This is a genomic window from Bradyrhizobium sp. CCGUVB23 (assembly GCF_024199885.1).
Lineage (GTDB): Bacteria > Pseudomonadota > Alphaproteobacteria > Rhizobiales > Xanthobacteraceae > Bradyrhizobium.
Genome location: NZ_JANADQ010000001.1, coordinates 895,243 through 914,563, shown reverse-complemented (window position 1 = coordinate 914,563; position 19,321 = coordinate 895,243). Strand labels below are relative to the sequence as shown.

The following is a 19,321-nucleotide window of genomic DNA, read 5'->3' as shown; positions in this document are numbered from 1 at the left end:
TAGTGCATATACAGCCCGCGCCCCCGTGCCTGTCAAGTGAGCAAACTCACAAGCGTGTGTTCGGGCGAGGGATGGCGGGGATTGCGGAGCCTGAGGCTGCGCTTCTCGATCGAAAATGGCTGCGTGAAGCAGGGAAAGGTTCGCTATGTTCAAGTCCGCCTTCGTTTGCACCGTGGTGGTGCTGGCCTCGCTCAACAGCGCAGGTGCCTTCGCACAGGAAGAGCGCGGGACGCCCGAGCAGAGGGCAGCCTGTACCCCGGACGCGTTCCGATTATGCGCCAGCTACATCCCAGACCCGACGCGGGTAGAGACCTGTCTGAGGCAACGAAAGTCGGATCTCAGCGAGGCCTGCCGATCGGTGTTCGAGCAGGGTGCGGCCGCTGCCGCGGTTAAAGCCAGATAGTGAGACGTGTGCCCGAAGCGGCGGATAGACCGTTTCTCGGCAAAGTCGCCGCGATTCTCGGTCCTGTCGGGCACCAAACAAGGATGAGCGCCATGAGTACAATGTATGTTCCTGCCTTGGCCGCCTTCGGCGGCTCAGCTTTTGGGGCAGTCTCGACAATCATCAGCGGGTGGATGACAAGGCGCCGGGCCCTGCGCGAGCGCCACCATGCCCATGCCTTCTCGAAGCGCGAAAAGCTGTATCGTAGCTTTATCGAGGAGGCCTCGCGACTTTACGCCGACGCGCTCGTCAGCGACCGATCCGAGATCCCTGCGCTCGTGCATCTGTACGCGCTGATTGGTCGCATGCGTATCTTGTCCAGCGATGAGGTGGTTCGCGCGGCAGAGCGGGTAGGCCGTCTGATCGTCGAAGCCTACCTTGCCCCGAACAGATCATTCGTCGACTTGCCCAGTTTCATGGAAGAGATGGACCCGTTGCGAGAGTTCGGAGAAGCTTGCAGGCGCGAACTGCAGATCATTCCGTCCCGCTGAGGCCAGACGTGATGAAACGACAGCCAGCGCCTCGGAACAGTTCGTCTAGTCCGCATCGACGCATCATTGATGCGGCGGTTTGTTCATACCGCGACTTCGGATACAGGAAGACAACGGTGGCCGATGTCGCGCGAGGAGCATCGATGTCTTCGGCCAACGTCTATCGGTTCTTTGTCTCAAGGCGAGCCCTTGAAGAGGCCGTCGTAGCGGAACTGCTGGAGGAGACACTCATGGCAGCTGCAACAGCGGTTCGCAGGGATGCCTCGGTTTTGCAGCGGCTAGGCGGTACCTTAAAGGCATGGTCGCAAGTGCATGAATTTCGGGCGGCGAACGACACCAGATTGCACGAACTGGTGGCTGCTGCGGTGGCTGCCAATTGGCCGGTTACTCTTGCCTACGCCGACAAGGTCCACGGAGTGGTGCGGTCCATCATCGTTGCTGGACAAGCCAGCGGTGAGCTTCGACCGGGCAGTCCGACGGTGCTGACATGCTGTTTGCTGAAAGCGATGGATACCTATGTCAACCCGTCACAGACCAGATCGTTGACGGTCCGGCCAACCTTCGAAGATATGATGAAGTTTTGCATGGGCGCGCTCCGCTACGGAATGCCCCTCCAATTGGTGGATGTGCAGCCTGATCTACGTCGAGCGACGGTCTACCAGAGCTAATCGGCCTGCCGGCTCATGGCGTCCAGTCTGCCTCACAAGCTGCGAGAAAAAAGCCGACGCGTTCGCGCATGAAAGTGGGCAGCTCCTTTTTCAAGTCTTTCGGTGGTTCGCCCACCAGAGACCGAAACAGCATCGGAAGCAGAATCAAATCCAGGAAGATCTGAGCGGTGACGAGGCTTCGCTTCCCGCTAAAGGGACCTTTGGGTGAGCGCGAGAGCCTCTGGGTTGCTTCGCTCAAAAGCCGGGAAACGGCGCTTACGGAGCGATCTCGCGCGGCGTCGTGCACGTTGCGGCTCAACTCTGGGAAGCGCTGCGCCTCGGCAATCGTGGCGCGAACCATGCCAAGGGATTCCTCAATCACCCTTTCCACGATTGCCGTGCCAAGGCTCATGAGCTTGTCATGGAGCGTGCGGCCTTCAGGAGTGAAGCCCTCGAAATCCGTCAACCCGCTAATGGTGCGGGCTACGACCGCCGCGAACAGCGCTTCCTTGCCGGGGAAGTGGGCATAGATCGTCGGCTTGCTCGCGGGAGCCATCTCGGAAATGTCGTCGATGCTGGCGCTTCGATAGCCCTTCTCGAGAAACAGCTGCTGGGCCGCATCGAGAATGCGGGTCTGCGCGTCGCCGGCAAGATCCTTGGGCGGCCGGCCCCGCTTCGGGCTGTTGGTCTTCTTCACGTGTCGATCTCCCAATCACGAGGCTGTGCGCGTCTGCTTCCGACTTGACACGGGTGTTGGAAAAAGGCAAGAAAAAGAAAATATACGGTTTAGTATATTTAGGTGCTGCGGCCGTTTCCCTGGCGGCATCGGCGGCTGCTCCGGATGGTCGGGGGCGCAAAGGGTAGGCGTTCGGCCCGATCATCCGAACCGATTGTGGAGATTGTCGTGACTGTGTTCACCCCAGACCCGCCGGCTTTGCAGGAAGGTGCCCTGCTGCGCGAGCTGCATCACAGGGTCTCCAATGGAGTAGCCTCGGCCATTAGCTTGGTCTCTGCCGCGGCCATCCGAGTCGACGGACCGGAGGCCAAGCATGCCTTAAGCGACGTCGTCGAACTGCTGCATGGCTACGCCGACGTGCACCGGGCGCTGGCGATGCCGGGAGGCGAGACGCTACTCCAAACGGCGACCTATGTCCGCAAACTGGGCTGCGCCATGCGAAGGGCGCTCCTGGATCGAATGGACATTCGGCTTGCATTTGCAACCCAGTCTCTCGCGCTTCAACCGGAACGTTGCTGGCGGATTGGCCTGATCGTCCATGAACTCGTGACCCATGCTGCAAGGCACGCCTGTTTCGACGGGCGTGCCGGACAGATCAAGATCAAGCTGACGCGCATCGGTGCCCTGGCGAATTGCGTGATCGTGGATAACGGCTCGCGGTCCGCGCGGGACGCCTCGGACCGTGAATTGCGAATTGCCAAGGACCTTGCCAGAGCCCTCGGTGGTCGAATCGAGCAGGGGTTCGGCGCGGAGTTCACGTCGGTCGTCCTATCCTTCCCGCTGACCGAGCGCGAGCGAAGGGCGAACTCGACGATTGCGACGCGCCAGGTGAAGCCCCGGCGCCGGACGCGAGCGATTGCTTCGATTGCCACAAAGCTCGTTGCAAGAGCGATCACTCCCGATCACGGCAGCTGCATTGTTGCAAGCCAACCCGAACCGAAACTTTCTCGCCAGCACGGGGGCGAATTGGCTGTTCCGCGCCAGGCCCCTGATGTGCTGGGCGAGTTGTTGTCACCTTCCCATCGCACGGACGCGCCATGACATTCCAGGCTTCCAATAATACCCGCAACCTTCGATCTCGAGGTGCGTCGAAGGCTCTCGTCGTGGCGGTCGCGCTTGTCGCAACCGCGCTGGGCGGCTGCAATGACCACGCCGCACCGACGAGCAGCCGCGCAGCGATTGTCCGCACGGCGGTCGTGCAGCCGCGGGAACGGCAGGCCTCCCTCACGTTGACCGGCGAGGTCCAGGCGCGCTTCCATGCCGATCTCTCGTTCCGCATCAGTGGCCGCGTGATTGCGCGCATGGTCGATGTCGGCGCGCACGTTAACGCAGGCGAGGTCCTGGCGCTTATCGATCCGGCGGAGCAGCAGGCCGATGTCGATGCCGCGACTGCGGCAGTGGCGTCCGCGGAAGCTCAATTGCGTGTGGCGAAAGCTACCTTCGAGCGGCAGAAAGCGCTGATCGCAAGCGGCTTCACCACCCGCACGGTCTACGATCAGGCACAGGAAGGCTTGCGAGCTGCGGAAAGCGAGTTGGAGGCGGCAAAAGCGCAGCTTGGCACGTCGAGGGACGCGCTTGGCTATACCACATTGCGCGCCGAGGCGGAGGGCGTCATCACCGCACGCAACCTGGAGGTCGGCCAAGTGGTGCCGGCGGCGCAACCCGTATTCTCGCTGGCGCACGACGGAGAGCGGGATGCCGTCTTCGACGTCTACGAATCCGCCTTCCTTGGCCAGACCGCCAGCCGCAACGTCGTGCTGGCGCTGCTCTCCGATCCAAGCCTGACGGCGATCGGGCAGGTCAGGGAAGTCTCTCCGGCCGTTGACGCGAAGAGCTCCACTATCCGCGTCAAGGTGTCGATCCCGGATCCGCCGGCCGCGATGACGCTCGGCAGCGCCATCGCAGGAACGGTGAGGGCCGTGCCGCAGCAGCAGATTGCGCTGCCCTGGAGCGCATTGATGGCGGCGGGCGAGGAGGCCGCCGTCTGGACCGTCGACGCCTCGACGCGAACCGCGTCGCTGAAGCCGGTAACGTTCGGTGGCTACGAGGCGGGCGAGGTGTTGATCAAGGCGGGGCTCGAGCCCGGCGAACGCGTCGTGATCGACGGCGGCAAGCTATTGAGCGTTGGCCAGCTTGTGACCTTTGAAGGAGACCGGTAATGAAGATCCAGGTCATGATCGCCGGCACGCTGGCGCCGGCATTGCTGCTCGCCGGGTGTCATGAGGAGACGAAGGCGCCGGAGCCGGTTCGACCCGTGCTCTCAATGCTCGTTGAGCCGAACCACGGAGATCGGACGGTTGCCGTCGGCGTCGTAGAGCCCCGCTACAAGACCAATCTCGGCTTCCGCGTGCTCGGACGGCTGACCTCGCGTCCCGTCTATGTCGGCGATCTCGTCAGCGAAGGCCAGATTGTCGGCGCCCTCGATCCCACGGCTCTCGACCTTGCCGTCCGCTTGGCAAGAGCGCAGCTTGCGAAGGCCCAGGCGCAGCTTGCAACGGCAAAAGCGACGGAGGAGCGGCAGCGCACGCTCATCACCAGCGATGCGACCACCAGGCAGACGCTGGACAATGCCGAGCAGGCCCGCGCCGGTGCCGAAGCAACCGTCGCGCACGAACAAGCGAACCTGACCAAGGCGATCGAGCAACTCGGATATGCGCAGATCAAGGCCGACTTCGGTGGCGTCGTCACCGCAGTCGGCGCGGAAGTCGGCCAGGTGGTCTCCCCCGGCCAAAGCGTGGTCACGGTCGCAAGGCCCGAAATCCGCGAAGCCGTCGTCGATATCGGCGAGGATCTTCCTGCTCCGCTCGAAATCGGTCTGCCGTTCACCGTCAGCCTGCAACTCCTTCCAGCGGTTCAGGTCGAAGGCAGGGTTCGCGAAATCGCGCCGCAGGCCGATCCGGTGACGCGCCTGCGGCGAGTTCGGATTGGGCTCGACAACCCCCCGGAAAGCTTTCGTCTCGGCGCAACCGTCACGGTAAAGCTGGGCAAGGATCAGACCCCGATCCTGCGCCTGCCCGCATCGGCCGTGCTCGCCAAGGACGGCGCCAATTTCGTCTGGGTGGTCGATCAGCCCGCTAGCACCGTGTCGCTGCAGAAAATCGATGGCATCGCCGACCCAAGCGGAATTCGCATCATCGCCGGACTTGCTCCCGGCGCGCGCGTCGTTACTGCCGGCGTCCACAGCCTCAACTCGGGACAGCAAGTCCGTATCGAACAGGATCAGAAACCATGAAGTCGTTCAACCTTTCCGACTGGGCGCTCGGCCATCGCTCGCTCGTCTGGTATTTCATGATTGCCTTCATGGCGGCAGGCCTTTTTGCCTACCTCCAGCTCGGGCGGCAGGAAGATCCTGATTTCACCATCAAGACCATGGTGATCCAGGTCCAGTGGCCCGGCGCCACACCCGAGGAGATGACACGCCAGGTCACAGACCGGATCGAGAAGAAGTTGGAAGAGCTGGAATCGCTCGACTACACCAAGAGCGTGACGGTCGCAGGCCAGACCACCGTCTTCGTCTACTTGCGCGACAGCACCAAAGCGGCGGATGTGAAGCCCACCTGGGTCCGAGTCCGCAACATGATCGCGGACATCAAGGGCGACTTCCCGCAAGGCGTGATCGGACCCGGTTTCAATGATCGCTTTGGCGACGTGTTTGGCAACATCTACGCCTTCACCAGCGACGGCTTGAGCCAGCGACAGCTCCGCGATGAGGTCGAGGATATCCGAGCCAAGGTGCTGACCGTGCCTGATGTCGGCAAGGTCGACATTCTCGGCGCACAGGACGAGGTGATCTATCTCGAATTCTCTACCCGAAAGGTTGCGGCTCTCGGCCTCGACGTTCACTCGATCATGAACTCGCTGCAGGGGCAGAACGCAGTCGCGCCATCTGGCGTGTTCCAGGAGGGACCGGAGCGGATCAGCGTCCGCGTTAATGGTCAGTTCACCTCCGAGGCGAGCCTGAGGGCGGTCAATCTGCGCATCAACGATCGCTTCTTTCCGCTGACGGACGTTGCGACCATTACGCGCGGCTACGCCGATCCGCCACAGACCCTGTTCAGGTACAACGGCCAGCCTGCGATCGCGCTCGCGATCGGCATGAAGTCCGGCGCGAACCTGCTGCATTTCGGCGAGGCACTGAAGGAGGAGATGACGAAGATCATTGCCGACCTGCCGATCGGGGTCGCCGTGCACCTGGTCGCCGATCAGCCGGTGGTGGTCGAGCATGCCGTCTCCGGCTTCACGGAGGCGTTGTTCGAGGCCGTGATCATCGTGCTCGTCATCAGCTTCCTGAGTCTCGGTTTGCGCGCCGGACTCGTGGTCGCCATCGCCATTCCGCTGGTGCTTGCCATCACGTTCGTGGTGATGGCTTATTCCGGCATCTCCCTGCAGCGTATTTCGCTGGGTGCGCTAATCATCGCCCTCGGCCTCCTGGTCGACGACGCCATGATCGCCGTCGAAATGATGGTGGCGCGGCTCGAGGTCGGCGATCCCCTCGAAAAGGCGGCAACCCATGTCTATACGTCGACCGCGTTTCCGATGCTGACCGGAACGCTGGTCACCGTGGCCGGGTTCATCCCCATCGGGCTCAACAGCAGCAATGCCGGCGAGTTCACCTTCACCCTCTTCGTGGTGATTGCGGTCTCTCTGCTCGTGTCGTGGATTGTTGCGGTGTTGTTCACGCCATTGCTCGGCGTCACGATCCTGCCTGCGAAGATGAAGGGTCATCACGAGCAGAAGGGCCGCGTCGCGCAAATGTTCGCGCGCCTGCTTCTGTTCTGCATGCACCACCGCTGGAGCACCATTGCGGTGACGGTTGCGGCTTTCCTGGTCGCCATGGTGGGTCTGCAGTTCGTGCAGCAGCAGTTCTTTCCGTCATCGGATCGTGCCGAGCTAGTGATTGATTGGAACCTGCCGCAGAACGCCTCGATCACCAACACCAATGCGCAGATGGCTCGCTTTGAGCGCGAGCAGTTGCAGGGCAACGCTTCCGTCGATCACTGGTCGACTTATGTTGGCGTTGGAGCCCCGCGGTTCGTGCTGTCCTTCGACTTGCAGACTGCAAACACCTGGTTCGGACAGCAGGTCATCGTGACCAAGGGCGGCATCAAGGCGCGCGACAAGATCAAGGCCGAGTTCGAGGACTATCTGAAGAAAACGTTTCCGGGGACCGACACCTACGTCAAGCTGCTGGAGGTCGGGCCGCCCGTGGGACGTCCGGTTCAGTATCGCCTGAGCGGGCCCGATATCGCCAAAGTCCGCGAACTCTCGCAGAAGCTCGCCGGCATCGTCCGGAGCAGTCCCGATCTTGGCAACGTGGTGTTCGACTGGATGGAGCCTGCCCGCGTCGTCAAGGTCGACGTCCTCCAGGACAAGGCGCGCCAGCTCGGGGTGACGTCGGAAGACATTGCCACGACCCTGAATTCCGTACTTGATGGCTCGCCGATCACGCAGGTGCGCGATAGCATCTATCTCGTCAACGTCACCGGACGCGCCACCGCGGCAGAACGTGCCTCGATCGATACGCTCCGCGATCTGCAGTTGACCGGCCTCGGCGGGCAGTCGGTGCCGCTCGGCGCCGTGGCCAATTTACGCTATGAACTCGAACAGCCAACGATCTGGCGACGCGCGCGGATTCCAACCATCACTTTGAAGGCGGCTGTCGTCAGCAACGTCCAGCCGAAGACGATTGTGGACCAGCTCATTCCGAAGGTGGCCGAGTTCACCAAGGAGCTGCCGGCAGGCTATTCGGTGAAGATCGGCGGCTCCGTCGAAGAAAGCGCCAAAAGCCAGGCGCCAATCATTGCAGTCGTCCCGCTCATGCTGTTCGTCATGGCCACCGTGCTGATGGTCCAGCTACAGAGCTTCTCCCGGCTGTTCCTGGTGTTTGCCGTTGCGCCGCTCGCGCTCATCGGCGTCGTCATGGCGATGCTTCCGAGCGGTGCGCCGCTCGGCTTCGTCGCCATCCTTGGTGTTTTGGCGCTGATCGGCATTCTGATCCGCAACTCGGTGATCCTGATCGTGCAGATCGAAGATTTGAAAAAGGAGGGACGACCAGCCTGGGAAGCGGTGAAGGAGGCGACCGAGCATCGCATGCGGCCAATTCTATTGACCGCGGCGGCTGCAAGTCTCGCATTGATTCCAATCGCGCGCGAGATTTTCTGGGGCCCTATGGCTTACGCGATGATGGGCGGCATCATCGTCGGTACGCTGCTGACACTCTTGTTCCTGCCGGCGCTGTATGTGGCGTGGTTCCGGATTCACCCCGAGCAAGACAATCACGAACTGCCGCACGGGCCCGTGGATTTGGCACGCAACACGCGTGAAGGGATCTCAGAGCACGACGCGCCTATGCCGGTTCTCGAAACACAAGCTTAAAACAAGGAAAGCATTTATGTCCTGCAAGTCACTCCTCGTGCTAAGGGTTTCCCGGCGGCCAGACCAAGCGCAGCCTTCGCCGCACAGTTTAACATAGGCCGTGCCCGTGGCCGCGCAGGCCGCCACAAGCTCGGAGCCGCGTGGAGCTGATAAGGCCAGACCGTCGTGATTATCACGGCTGCACGCTCGCACATCGCAGGCTGGCCGGCTCGTCGGCATCCGCCTTGACCAACGGCAAATCGTCCGGTGTGCTGATGTCGGCGCGCACCTTCTGGAGCTTGTCGGTCGAGCGTCCCGCGATCGCCCAGCACGGAGCATCCTCGCCGCGATAGGACCTTGCCAGATATTCGGCGATGAGACGGCCCGTGTAACCCGTCGCGCCATAGACGATGAGGTCGAATTCCCGCTCCACGACGTCGGTCCTCCTTGAGACCCGGGAGCGGAGCCCTCTGGGGCAGCGGCTGCGCTTGGCGATTGTTGCGTTCTGCCGACCCTGTGACTTAGCGAATCGCGGAGCAAGTGCCTGCACAAATTCGCTAAACTCCGGGGACCTGAACTAGCATAAAGTTCGGGTCCCCGGTCTCTTATGACGATCGTTGAGGACTAAGCAGCCTTATTAGGTACGGTGGCCGTGCTCGATGCAGGGTTTAGGCTTGGCGGAGCGCCCGTCTTGACGGGAATTGTCTTGGCGCTCTTCAGCGCCTTGGCAGGCTTCTTGATCAAGAGATGGAGTACGCCCTTGTCGAAATGAGCTGCGACGGCTCCCTCTTCCGGCTCGAAAGGCAAGAACATGGATCGATAGAACGAGCCATAGCTCCGCTCCTCGATGTGCCAGTCCTTCTCCTCTTTGGTACTCTCCACCTTTTTCTCGCCCGAAATGACCAACTGGTTTTCGACCACGCTAACGTTGATATCTTTCTCGTCGACGCCAGGAAGTTCGGCGGTCACTTCAAAGGCATCATTTGTTTCCGCTACACTGATTGCCGGCACGCCGGCGCCAATACCGGGAGACGGTTTCGGATCGAACGCACGAAACACGTTTTCCATTTCGCGCCGCATCATTCGGAATGGATCCAGTTCTTGGCCCCACAATCTCGGAAGACTCATCTGTTCTTTCCATCGGCTAGAGAAAATATCGGTCGTATCGTCTTCCTGATAACTGTGAGGGTCCTTGATCCAGCTCAAACCATCCGTGCTTCCTGATAAACGGGCCCCCACAGTCCGAGAAAATCCGGAAAGTAGGTGACGCTTTGGAAGCAAAAACGGGGGTGTGCCCAGGAATCGTTCACAGAGCATCTCACACGCACCATCCATGGGAGTCAGTTAGGTGTGCACATCGAGGACACACGCCGTCCGCTGCATCTGAGAGTTGGCGAGCAATCTCGTCCATCAAATCCTCGTGGTCCGAGCTCGTGCCGTCGCTCTCGATCATGTTTCTAGCGCGGTAATAGGCATGGGTCTCGGCGGCGTCATCCCCAACCCGGACGATCACGTCTGGATGGAACGGGCAGATCACTGTAGCGCGCGTCGTCAACAGCGCGTCGCGCACGAGCGCCTTTAGATTGTCGTTGGAGGTGGCGCCTAGCACTAGCGGTCTCCTCCCAAACACTATCGTCCGAGCCGCCGCCGGACGTTCCTCGCCCGTCGCGACCTCTGAAATTCTTCGCCCTCCCTGCATTCGGTCGGGTTCGACCGCGACGTACTCGCTGTCAAGCTCCCCCCTAACCAGGAAAACGCGGCTACTTTCGTTCGGCTTCAGCCTCTTGCTCCAGCCGCAAGATGTGTGCGCGTAGTGCTTCAAACCGCACTTCGGCAACATCACTGAACAGCGGATCCTTACGACTGGTTACAGCCGAAGCGATCTCGGTCCAATCCTGAGGCTTGAGTGCCTTAAGCGCAGCGGGAAAGAAATCGCGATCTTCCATCATCATGTGACGGCGCTCTTGGTCGATGAAATCGCGAACAATGGCATCCACATTTTGGCGAAGGACTTCGCGATCCGCGAGCACGCTGTCAATCGCGTGAGCGACGCGGCGCAAGCGTTCGGCGCCCTTCAGGTGTTCGCGAGCGAGATCGCCGATTTTCGCAGCCGCAGAAGGATCGCGCGTTCTGAGCTTGGCAAAGACGAGGTCTTCCTGGGGATGGTGATCGACCGTCGGGTAGACTTCGAAATAGCTGATCACCGCGCGAATGACCTCGTAGTCGGGGCGATCTCCGCGGTCGAATACCTCAAGTTCCCGCTCGAGGATGGCGAGCAGCTTCTGAATATTGTGATGCTCTCCGGATAGGCGTTCAATTATCATGGCAACACTCCACAGAGTGAACCACTTCTAAAGAATGGTCCTCTGACCCAGATTTGCATTGCGGCAGATCAAATCCGGTCACAATCAGGATGCGGCGAATGAGTGTCCCCCGGAAGTGCTGCCGGCAAGCCGCTGATCCGCGGCCGAGTCCCAATGGCGTGTATAAGCGTTAGTATTCCAGACCTACGACCTCTGACTCAGCCGGGTCTAGCTTTTCCATTGGTTCTCCGTGCTCGCGGCATTGCCTCCCTTGGCGCGCGGGGCCCGAGGAAACCCGCTCGGACAAGCTGAAGGTGTCCAGCGACGCCCGCGGCTTCACTTCAGCGAGCGGAAGTAGTCGGCCAGATTCGAATTCCGGCCCTGGCCGCAAAACTGCCTTGTAGGGTCCTCCGCTCATCACCGATTTTGAGAAATTCCCAATAAAAGCGATTTGAAAACCGGGTTCTAAAGCGGAAGTTGTTGTTACGCTCAATCGGCTCGTGAAAACTCATACAATTGCCAGTAGCCTGAGCCGTTCGGCTACGACCACGCGATCTGACTTCGCTTAGGGTGATTGCTCAGCAGCGGCTTCCTAAACACTGATGGCATCAAGTCGTCAAGGAAGAACAGCAGTTGTGCACGGAAGCCCATCCCGTTTCCACCCGCCCGGTTTAGCGGCACAATAGCTTCGGCAGCGACTTGCCACGTCACGGCAACATAAGCGAAGCCAGGGTTCGCAGTTGCGGCTGTGTATTGCCCACGCGGGCTATCAAACCGGAACTCGACGAGGGGCACGAACTGGTTGAGCGGCTCCTCTTTGGGAGGACCACCATCAAACCGCTGTATTGGATCGAGAAGCCCCAATGGAGCGTTTCGACGCCGGGGGCGAAGACGGTATCGAACCTGCCGGTTGTCGAATTAGGCGCAAGCGCGCTGGCCGCAGATGAGCCAACCGGGACTTCATCGACAATAGCGCCCGTAATGGCGAATGGGCGCAGCCAAGACAGCGCATCAGGGAGATCCCCGAACCCCTTGCCGAAGAAGATACCCGGCTGGATCGTGTTGGGCGCGTCTGCGCCGACCGCCTGCGCACCAGAATGACCAATGCCCCAAGCGAGGCTCACTGATCATAGCTCACGATCTATAGGGCGCGGGAAAGCAGGATGGGCAAGGCGCTCAACGCCCAATCTTTCCTCACTCAGGCGCGGTTCCAAGAATCGGCGCTCAAGATCTGACATGTTGGTCTTGAGAAGTCGTCGGTATCGGCTGATGTTCTTATCGTGAGCGCGCAGACGGGCGGAGGCACGCACACCCCGGTGTCCCAAAATTCGCAATGCTAATTGCACATTCGCACGGCTCAAACTTCGTTTTTCCGAAGTGAGGAGGCGGCGTCCGAAGCTCGCCGCAACTTGGCGAGATGCGTCCCTGTTTGGTTAAAGTGCGAGGGCATCGGGCCAATACTCGCTTTTACCCTGCCGTCCACATCGGCTAAACTGGTATGGTTCGGAGTGCGGGGATGACCATGGGCATCCCACTGATCACGAGGCGCTTAGCTGCGATTCTGGCAGCGGATGTTGCCGGCTATAGTCGCCTCATGGCGGCGGACGAGGAAGCGACCCTGCGGATCCTAAACGCATACCGTCGCACGATATCCGACCTCATATCTGAACATGCGGGGCGCATTTTCGGATCCGCCGGCGACAGTATGATTGCAGAGTTCAGCAGCCCAGTGCAGGCCGTGCGCGCCGCAGTCGCCATCCAGCGCGCGCTTGCTCGCCACAACGCCGATCTTTCCGGCGACCAGAGGATGGATTTCCGAATTGGCGTCAATCTGGGCGACGTGATGGTGGACAACGACAACTTGCTCGGCGACGGAGTAAATGTTGCTGCTCGGTTGCAAGGTGTTGCCGACCCGGGCGGAATTTGCATCTCTGGTACGGTCCGCGATCAGATCGAAGGCAAGCTGACCTTTCCCCTCATGTCCATCGGGCAACGATCGCTTAAGAACATTAGTCGTCCGGTTTCGGTCTATTCTGTGGACTGGCGGCTCCAACATCCGGCGGCTACGGGCGTTTTGGGTGGCGAGCTTACGCTTCCGGACAAGCCATCGATTTCGGTGCTGCCTTTCTCGAACATGAGCGGCGATCCCGAGCAGGAGTATTTTGCCGACGGCATTACGGAAGACATCATCACCGCTCTGTCTCATCACCGCTGGTTCTTTGTCATCGCGCGAAATTCGACGATCGTTTACAAGGGGCGCGCCGTCGACGTGAAGCAGGTTGCTCGCGAGCTTGGCGTGCGGTACATCCTCGAGGGGAGCGTAAGACGGGCCGGTCAACGGGTCCGGATTACGGCTCAGCTAATCGAAGCCGAAACCGGAAACCACCTGTGGGCCGAGCGGTTCGACCGCGACATGGTCGACATTTTTGCCGTACAGGACGAGATCGCTCAGAGCGTGGTCGGCGCGATCGAGCCGGAGATGCTGCTGATCGAAGGCAGACGAGCCTTTCGCAAGAGCGTCGACAACCTGGATGCGTTCGACTGCTGCATGCGCGCGATGTGGCATTTTTCACAAATCACTCCCGACGACCAGGACAAGGCCGTTGCTCTGTTACGGCGGGCGATCAGGCTCGATCCGACTCTCGCCCAGGCACACATGGCACTTGCACGCACGCTGAACAGCCGGGTTTGGAACGGCTGGACCAGCGATCTTGCAAGGGTCGCATCTGAGGCTTATGCCGCTGCGGCGCACTCGGTTGCGATCGATGACCGCGATCCCTACTGCCACTACGCGTTGTGCTGGACCAGTCTGGTGATGCGAATGCACGCGCAGGCGCTTGGGGAGGCGCAGCGTTCGATCGACCTCAACCCGAATTTCGCGCTCGGGTTCTTCAGCCTTGGCCTGGTTCGGGTCTATATCGGACACTTCAAAGAAGCTCTCGACCCTCTGCTGCGCTTCCTCCGTCTGAGCCCGAACGATCCTCAAGCCGGCAACTTTCTCGGCACAGTCGCGCTGGCTCATTATCACCAGGAGAATTACGAAGAGGCGGTCCATTATTGTCAGCTTGCGACCAACACACGCCGTTTATACCCGTGGCTCAGGACCCTTCTCGCAAGCTTGGGCCAACTTGGACAGGTTGAGGAAGCCCGGCCGTTACTGCATGATTTCATCTCCCGGCCGGCGGATCTGCAGCAGCTGTTCGATATTACGACCCCTTACCTTGATATGAAGAACCGGGAACATCTCGCAGATGGCTTGCGCCGGGCCGGCGTGCCCAACTTACGGTGACAGTCGTTGGGTCGTCCAGCAAACTGATGTATCCAAGCGTTGAGCTTATCGACGATTGTTTCAAGCCGAAAATTATTCGTATCAGAGCTCGCGCCGCCATGAAATTGAAAACCAAGGTTTGGACGGTCGCCCTCGCCGCCGCAATGGCGACCGTCCTCGCCTTGGGCGGTGTGGAATTCGTCGTAAGCCAGACAAAGGTCAGCCCAGAGGCAATTGAGCTATCGGTGATCCACGCAGATGATGCTGTCGAACGCGCGTGGAAGTTGCCGGCTGCCGCATCATTTGGGCATGAGGTTTCTTGGCAGTCCAACGTTTCTCTGTGCGGCCCCTCCAGTCTAGCCAACGTGTTTCGGTCGTTCGGCGAGGATGCCACAAGCGAGAGGTCCGTTTTGGCCGGAACGGGCCTTTGCTGGACTGGCTTCTGCGTAATGGGCCTGACGTTAGATGAGCTTGCTGGTCTCGCGCGCGCTAAGACACATCGCAGCGTGACCGTACTTCGGGACATGAGCGCAGAAGAATTCCGAGAACATCTGAAGCGCTCCAATGATCCAGCGCACCGATACATCATTAATTTCGATCGGAAGATGATCTTTGGAGCGGGGGGTGGCCATCACTCTCCAATAGGCGGATATCTCGAAAACGAGGATCTGGTTTTCGTGCTGGACGTCAATCGCGATTACCGTCCATGGCTTGTGGAGCGCACGCGCTTGTTCGATGCAATGAATACGCGGGATGGGGATAAGAAGCGTGGCATGTTGCTGATCGAGTAACTGCCCGCTCGACCGAGAAGACGCGCTCTGACGTGTGACGTCCCGGTCTCGAAGAGTCGGAGTGGGTCATCCGCGGCGGACGCAGCCGAGGAACCCCCTTGATGTAAGCGAACAGGCTCGACTTCGGCATCGGGTCATTCGCGACTGAGTTCTCGCTACCAATCGAGGTCTGCTTCGGTCCCGATAGCGCCCGCATTTGCGTAGACGGGGCCAATAACAGACCATCGGTCCCCATGATCACGCGGTACCTGCGGGCACCTTTCGCCGCCTCGTCGCTGTCGATGCCGAATACTCGCCCGGGGAGAGCAACCCCACGAGCACGCCTGGACGGGGCGTGATCGAACACGACTTAGAGCCGTCGGAAGTGCGCGGTGTGATCTCGTCGGGGAGGGCCGCTCGGGTAGATGTGCCGTTCTGGTCACAGTCTGCGCAGAAAACGGCGTGCGCGCCTGTTCGCCTTATTCGCTGACTTTTTGTGCGGAACATTGGTCGCGCGCTCGACTTTCAACTACCGCCGAGCCCCGCAGTGTAGCCTGGGAGCTAGACGCGGAATTGAAGGCGAAGAGGAGATCAACGTGACGAGGGTGGCAAAGCTTCTTGCAGTAACCGCAATACCGGCATTGTTGATCGCAGCGTCTGGGCCGCTGCTCGCTGGCGGCGGTGGCGGTGGCGGTGGCGGTGGCGGTGGTGGTGGCGGTGGTGCCGGAGCGGGAGCAGGTGGCGGGGTAGGAGCTGGCGTTGGTGGATCCGGTATGGGTGGGGGACATGGCGGCGGCGTGGGTGGGGGGCATGGTGGCGTTGGTGGTGGCCACGGCAGTTCGGCATCGACCGCTGCTCCAGGGCACGCGATGCAATCGGTGTTCTCAAGCCCGCAGTCGCATGGCGCGCATCACGGCGCATCAAGCCTCAGCCTGGGACACGCGATACAAGCGGCGTTTTCAGCGGTGTTTTCCGGCTCGCACTCGCATAGCGGGCATCACGGTTCATCAAACCATGCCGGGCATCCCGGCGCATCGGGGTTCAGCCCAGGGCATGAGATGCAAGCGGCATCTTCAAGCACGTCCTCCGGCCATCCCGGCGCGTCCGGCTTCAGTCCGGGACACGAGATGCAGGCGGCATCTTCAAGCACGTCCTCCGGTCATCCCGGCGCATCCGGCTTCAGCCCGGGACACGAGATGCAGGCGGTATCTTCAAGCACGCCCTCCGGGCATCCCGGCGCGTCCGGCTTCAGCCCAGGGCACGAGATGCAAGCCGCATCCTCAAGCACGCCGTCCGGGCTTCCCGGCGCATCCGGTTTCAGTCCGGGACATGAGATGCAAACGGCGGCTCCGAATCCCTAAGCCGGCGACGACCGGAAGTTCGCATCGAGCTTCGCACTCCGAGGCAGGACGTAGAACGGCCTCCACTTCGGTCGGTAATACCTAACTATCGAAAGCCAGGTAACTCCTCGCGCGAGATCGCGACCTATTGGGTCGCCGTTGGAAAGTGATTGATCCTGGAGCATGAAGCGACGGCGCCGATCGCGCGGAAGCGCAACCGGCAGTGGTTGTTGACGCATCGCTGGCGGCTGGGGCGATCAATCCAGGGCCCGCCAGCTAGTTTCTGGCGAGCCGAAAGTGGGAGCCAGCTTGTGCGAAGTCCACGTCGAGACACTCATTGCCTCGTCGGAAGTCACCACCGAGGCCATCGCATCGAGGGTATTCAAAATTGATGCGCCACCGGTGTTCACTCGGCAGGTAGGTAGCGAAGTCGTGCCGCGCCTGCCGCAGGACTGGCAGACGAAGCACGGCTCAATAATCGGACAGAAGATCGTCTGGTGGCAATGTATCTCTTAGCTCTTGCCGGGAGCCCGATAATGGCTAGCTGCTTTGGAAGCCCTTTCGGCCACCGCTTTGAATTCCGCTCCGGTCCAAGCTCTTGATGTTTTCACGTCAGATATTGTGCCCGCCGCCACCGCTGCCAACATTGCGGCGATGATGGATTCGGACTCTTTAGCCTCAGAAATGACCATGAAGTCGCTGTCGCCGGTCGTGAAGTAAAAGCTGATAAGCTCGCCACCAGCACCCTCAATCAGCTTGCGCACAGCCGGCTCTCTGTCCTCGGGTGCGCTAACCAATCCCTTGGCATAACTCTCGGTGAAGCAACCACGTGTGACCAGCCTGATCATAATGCCCTCCATTGTTTGTGAGCGCATTGACGCGGAAATTTTAGGGGCGGGCTCAGGAGGATTATTGAGATGGATCAATCCAACCAGCGATATTCCCATCTATCGCGTCGCCCGATTCCATCCCGCCGACAATGATGTCCGGCGGTCCCCCTTGCCGGAGCGGCGCGACAGACGAACCGCTGCTCGACGTCCGACAACCGCACCTAGTCCGGAAAGCGATCGGCTATGAGCGACACCAAATGACTGCAACGATATTCAGCGCAATAGACCAGGACGCCACGCACGTCCATCTCGCGCATCTCGCCGAAGATTATTTTGAGCGGGCGGTGACCGGGCGGCGGTGTGCGGTTCTCGGGGCGGACAGGTCTACGCATGCCGCCATCAAAGCGGCGCCGACGCGGGCTTGCAGAATATCAATTACTGGGGGCCTCGGCGTGCGGTGGGCCCACTGGCTATCGCCGGTGGAGACTTAGGTCCCCGGTGTCCGTCCGTATTTGTCTGCCCGAACTCCCCCTTGAGAGACGGAATCGCGCTTCGTTGAGTCGGAAAATGCAGTGCTGCTGGGTTGTTTTCCAACCCGGCTGCTGAACTCTCGCAAAACCGAAGCCGTTACACGCCTGTGTTTCACTGATTGCTCTTTTCTATTCAACGTCGTCGCACTCGTCTCGAGTCGCGGAAAATTACTGTCCGGGGCGCTGTCCTGAAATTCTTTCCGTGAACGTTGCCTATCGGGCAGACCACGCCAATTGGTGACCCTAACATCTCATCCGGCGACAGTTTTACTAACTGCCGCCTTTGATTGAGCATACTTGCCCCGCCCAATATTTGGAGCTTTCCGTTCTTCCCCTGCCTTGGGGCGGGGCATTTCCATCGGGGTCACCGCACTCCGCAACAAAGTGATTGCGCAAACAGAATTCGGCGCGGCTAGTGAGCGAGTTCACATATGCGTCGCTGACCTAGAACTATGGTGACTGTGGAATTCGTGGTGAAAATATCTCTCTATTTCAGTGGGGTATTATCATGAGAAATCTATTCTTGATCGCAACCGCCGTCGCCTCCGTAGCAGGTGCGGCGCTCCATCAAGCCGGCGCGTGCACTTTGCGCTTTCCGGCTTTCGAAGTGACGGGCTTCCCGATCTCCCGAACCCAAGTAGCAGTGCTGGGAGCGGCCCACGTTGAGGAGACTTCGGCTACGCCACAGCTAATGTTGGCCGGCATGCCCGCTTCTCCCAATCAGATCGCGATTCTGACACCGCGCCAAAAACCACGCATAGTTGAGGCATCGGCGGATCTAAGCCAACTCACTGTGGGCATAGGGAGGACCAGCTTGCAGAGGAGCACTGGAGAGATGTGCTCCGCTGACTGATTTTGGTCGTTCCACTCTGCACAACCCGCCTTCGGGCGGGTTTTATTTTCGTGAAGATCGTACGGCAGTAATTGCCACGGAGCGGCGGCGAACCACTGCTTGTCTTCGGTGTGAAAACAGGCAGCCAGCAAGAGGCCGAGGTGAATTTTCAGGTCACCGTCCTGAAGATTTTGGTGAGCCATCCCGGCGGTTTCGCCGTGATGGCCGATCTCAAGCGCGATATGGCGATTTTAGCCACCAGCGGCAGCGACTGGAGCGAGCGTACCAAACGCCCAGTATCGCGTGTGCCGGATCTAGGTATCTTTTCTCAAGGTCTAGTCGATCGCCTGAACGGTGGGTGGCGGATCACCGATAAAGGGCGCGCTGTATTGGCGCTCATGGAAGCACGCCCTGCCGCTGCAGACGAGGTAAACGCAGAAATTACGCGGGGCCAGTCCCGTTCGTCAGGGGGGCCCTGCAATTCCCGGTCGAGAGGAGCCGGCGCGATCGCGAACGCCGCGAGCGACGGCGCGCCGCCCGGCAGCGAGTACGGGCGAATGCTTCCTAACTGGGACGCCTCTTCAGGCGTCGGGATCTTCGCCAAATGCTAGGTCAACTTTGGATCTCTCTGAGGTGGGCCACGGCTGGGCCTCCGGGTCAAAGGCGTGATGACCGAAAGTTCGCCAGGTGAAGCTGTCGGGCCTCTCTCAAAGACGACGCAAGGAAGCCGAGGCGCTCTAGCACAAGCCTCACTTCGTCAATGCCATCGGTGCCGAAG

General features: G+C 60.3%; 17 protein-coding genes. 10 read left to right on the top strand and 7 right to left on the bottom strand.

The annotated features are described in order from the left end of the window. Positions 1-145: 145 nt before the first annotated feature. The 3 genes from NLN62_RS04120 (at position 146) to NLN62_RS04110 (ending at position 1,601) form a co-directional block, all read left to right on the top strand. Positions 146-403 carry a hypothetical protein gene (locus NLN62_RS04120; RefSeq protein ID WP_254107489.1) on the top strand — a complete coding sequence of 86 codons (258 nt, stop codon included), beginning with the start codon at positions 146-148 and terminating at the stop codon, positions 401-403. Between the two features lie 101 nt (positions 404-504). Continuing rightward, positions 505-933 carry a hypothetical protein gene (locus tag NLN62_RS04115; protein WP_254107488.1) on the top strand — a complete coding sequence of 143 codons (429 nt, stop codon included), beginning with the start codon at positions 505-507 and terminating at the stop codon, positions 931-933. A gap of 11 nt (positions 934-944) precedes the next feature. Beyond that, positions 945-1,601, top strand: a complete 657-nt coding sequence (locus NLN62_RS04110) for a TetR/AcrR family transcriptional regulator (protein WP_256576079.1) — start codon at positions 945-947, stop codon at positions 1,599-1,601. A 13-nt stretch (positions 1,602-1,614) separates the two neighbouring features. Here NLN62_RS04110 and NLN62_RS04105 read toward each other — a convergent pair whose 3' ends face one another. Further along, entirely contained in the window at positions 1,615-2,277 is a 663-nt protein-coding gene (locus NLN62_RS04105; protein WP_254107486.1) for a TetR/AcrR family transcriptional regulator, read from the bottom strand. A 207-nt stretch (positions 2,278-2,484) separates the two neighbouring features. On the opposite strand from NLN62_RS04105, the gene NLN62_RS04100 reads away from it, so the two are divergent. From NLN62_RS04100 to NLN62_RS04085, 4 genes are read left to right on the top strand one after another with little or no spacing between them, the layout of a single operon-like run. After that, positions 2,485-3,357 carry a sensor histidine kinase gene (locus NLN62_RS04100; RefSeq protein ID WP_254107485.1) on the top strand — a complete coding sequence of 291 codons (873 nt, stop codon included), beginning with the start codon at positions 2,485-2,487 and terminating at the stop codon, positions 3,355-3,357. Next, positions 3,354-4,475: an efflux RND transporter periplasmic adaptor subunit gene (locus NLN62_RS04095; RefSeq protein ID WP_371932910.1), complete on the top strand. Its 1,122-nt coding sequence runs from the start codon at positions 3,354-3,356 to the stop codon at positions 4,473-4,475. Before NLN62_RS04100 ends, NLN62_RS04095 begins: the two co-directional genes overlap by 4 nt. Then, a complete protein-coding gene (locus NLN62_RS04090) occupies positions 4,475-5,548 on the top strand; it encodes an efflux RND transporter periplasmic adaptor subunit (RefSeq protein WP_254107483.1) in 1,074 nt (357 codons plus the stop codon). The genes NLN62_RS04095 and NLN62_RS04090 overlap by 1 nt, the downstream gene beginning before the upstream one ends. Continuing rightward, complete coding sequence (locus tag NLN62_RS04085; protein ID WP_254107482.1) at positions 5,545-8,691, top strand: efflux RND transporter permease subunit; 3,147 nt, start codon at positions 5,545-5,547, stop codon at positions 8,689-8,691. Before NLN62_RS04090 ends, NLN62_RS04085 begins: the two co-directional genes overlap by 4 nt. A 172-nt stretch (positions 8,692-8,863) precedes the next feature. On the opposite strand, the gene NLN62_RS04080 is transcribed toward NLN62_RS04085, so the two are convergent. The 5 genes from NLN62_RS04080 to NLN62_RS04060 all read right to left on the bottom strand — a co-directional run bounded on the left by NLN62_RS04080 (position 8,864) and on the right by NLN62_RS04060 (position 12,097). Beyond that, complete coding sequence (locus NLN62_RS04080) at positions 8,864-9,103, bottom strand: hypothetical protein (protein WP_254107481.1); 240 nt, start codon at positions 9,101-9,103, stop codon at positions 8,864-8,866. A gap of 191 nt (positions 9,104-9,294) precedes the next feature. Next, the gene (locus NLN62_RS04075; RefSeq protein WP_254107480.1) at positions 9,295-9,876 is read right to left on the bottom strand and encodes an Hsp20/alpha crystallin family protein; all 582 of its coding nucleotides are present in this window, start codon (positions 9,874-9,876) and stop codon (positions 9,295-9,297) included. 112 nt (positions 9,877-9,988) lie between these two features. Next, positions 9,989-10,279, bottom strand: coding sequence for a hypothetical protein (locus NLN62_RS04070; RefSeq protein WP_254107479.1), 291 nt, complete (start codon positions 10,277-10,279; stop codon positions 9,989-9,991). A 151-nt stretch (positions 10,280-10,430) separates the two neighbouring features. Further along, positions 10,431-10,994, bottom strand: a complete 564-nt coding sequence (locus NLN62_RS04065; protein WP_254107477.1) for a hemerythrin domain-containing protein — start codon at positions 10,992-10,994, stop codon at positions 10,431-10,433. Between the two features lie 686 nt (positions 10,995-11,680). Further along, a complete protein-coding gene (locus NLN62_RS04060; protein ID WP_254107475.1) occupies positions 11,681-12,097 on the bottom strand; it encodes a hypothetical protein in 417 nt (138 codons plus the stop codon). 392 nt (positions 12,098-12,489) lie between these two features. Here NLN62_RS04060 and NLN62_RS04050 point away from each other — a divergent pair, with 392 nt between their 5' ends. Next, positions 12,490-14,262, top strand: coding sequence for an adenylate/guanylate cyclase domain-containing protein (locus NLN62_RS04050; protein WP_254107473.1), 1,773 nt, complete (start codon positions 12,490-12,492; stop codon positions 14,260-14,262). Positions 14,263-14,405: 143 nt separating this feature from the next. Then, positions 14,406-15,032 carry a phytochelatin synthase family protein gene (locus tag NLN62_RS04045; protein WP_254113332.1) on the top strand — a complete coding sequence of 209 codons (627 nt, stop codon included), beginning with the start codon at positions 14,406-14,408 and terminating at the stop codon, positions 15,030-15,032. Positions 15,033-16,863: 1,831 nt separating this feature from the next. On the opposite strand, the gene NLN62_RS04040 is transcribed toward NLN62_RS04045, so the two are convergent. Beyond that, complete coding sequence (locus NLN62_RS04040) at positions 16,864-17,199, bottom strand: GYD domain-containing protein (protein WP_254107471.1); 336 nt, start codon at positions 17,197-17,199, stop codon at positions 16,864-16,866. Between the two features lie 1,505 nt (positions 17,200-18,704). Here NLN62_RS04040 and NLN62_RS04035 point away from each other — a divergent pair. Beyond that, the gene (locus tag NLN62_RS04035) at positions 18,705-19,154 is read left to right on the top strand and encodes a hypothetical protein (RefSeq protein ID WP_245288241.1); all 450 of its coding nucleotides are present in this window, start codon (positions 18,705-18,707) and stop codon (positions 19,152-19,154) included. The last annotated feature ends 167 nt before the right edge of the window (positions 19,155-19,321 follow it).

Coding starts and splice junctions, on each gene's coding strand:
- NLN62_RS04045 (WP_254113332.1), top strand. CDS start 14,406: ATGGCGACCGTCCTCGCCTTGGGCGGTGTGGAATTCGTCGTAAGCCAG.
- NLN62_RS04120 (WP_254107489.1), top strand. CDS start 146: ATGTTCAAGTCCGCCTTCGTTTGCACCGTGGTGGTGCTGGCCTCGCTC.
- NLN62_RS04090 (WP_254107483.1), top strand. CDS start 4,475: ATGAAGATCCAGGTCATGATCGCCGGCACGCTGGCGCCGGCATTGCTG.
- NLN62_RS04095 (WP_371932910.1), top strand. CDS start 3,354: ATGACATTCCAGGCTTCCAATAATACCCGCAACCTTCGATCTCGAGGT.
- NLN62_RS04065 (WP_254107477.1), bottom strand. CDS start 10,994: ATGATAATTGAACGCCTATCCGGAGAGCATCACAATATTCAGAAGCTG.
- NLN62_RS04050 (WP_254107473.1), top strand. CDS start 12,490: ATGACCATGGGCATCCCACTGATCACGAGGCGCTTAGCTGCGATTCTG.
- NLN62_RS04085 (WP_254107482.1), top strand. CDS start 5,545: ATGAAGTCGTTCAACCTTTCCGACTGGGCGCTCGGCCATCGCTCGCTC.
- NLN62_RS04115 (WP_254107488.1), top strand. CDS start 505: ATGTATGTTCCTGCCTTGGCCGCCTTCGGCGGCTCAGCTTTTGGGGCA.
- NLN62_RS04110 (WP_256576079.1), top strand. CDS start 945: ATGAAACGACAGCCAGCGCCTCGGAACAGTTCGTCTAGTCCGCATCGA.
- NLN62_RS04040 (WP_254107471.1), bottom strand. CDS start 17,199: ATGATCAGGCTGGTCACACGTGGTTGCTTCACCGAGAGTTATGCCAAG.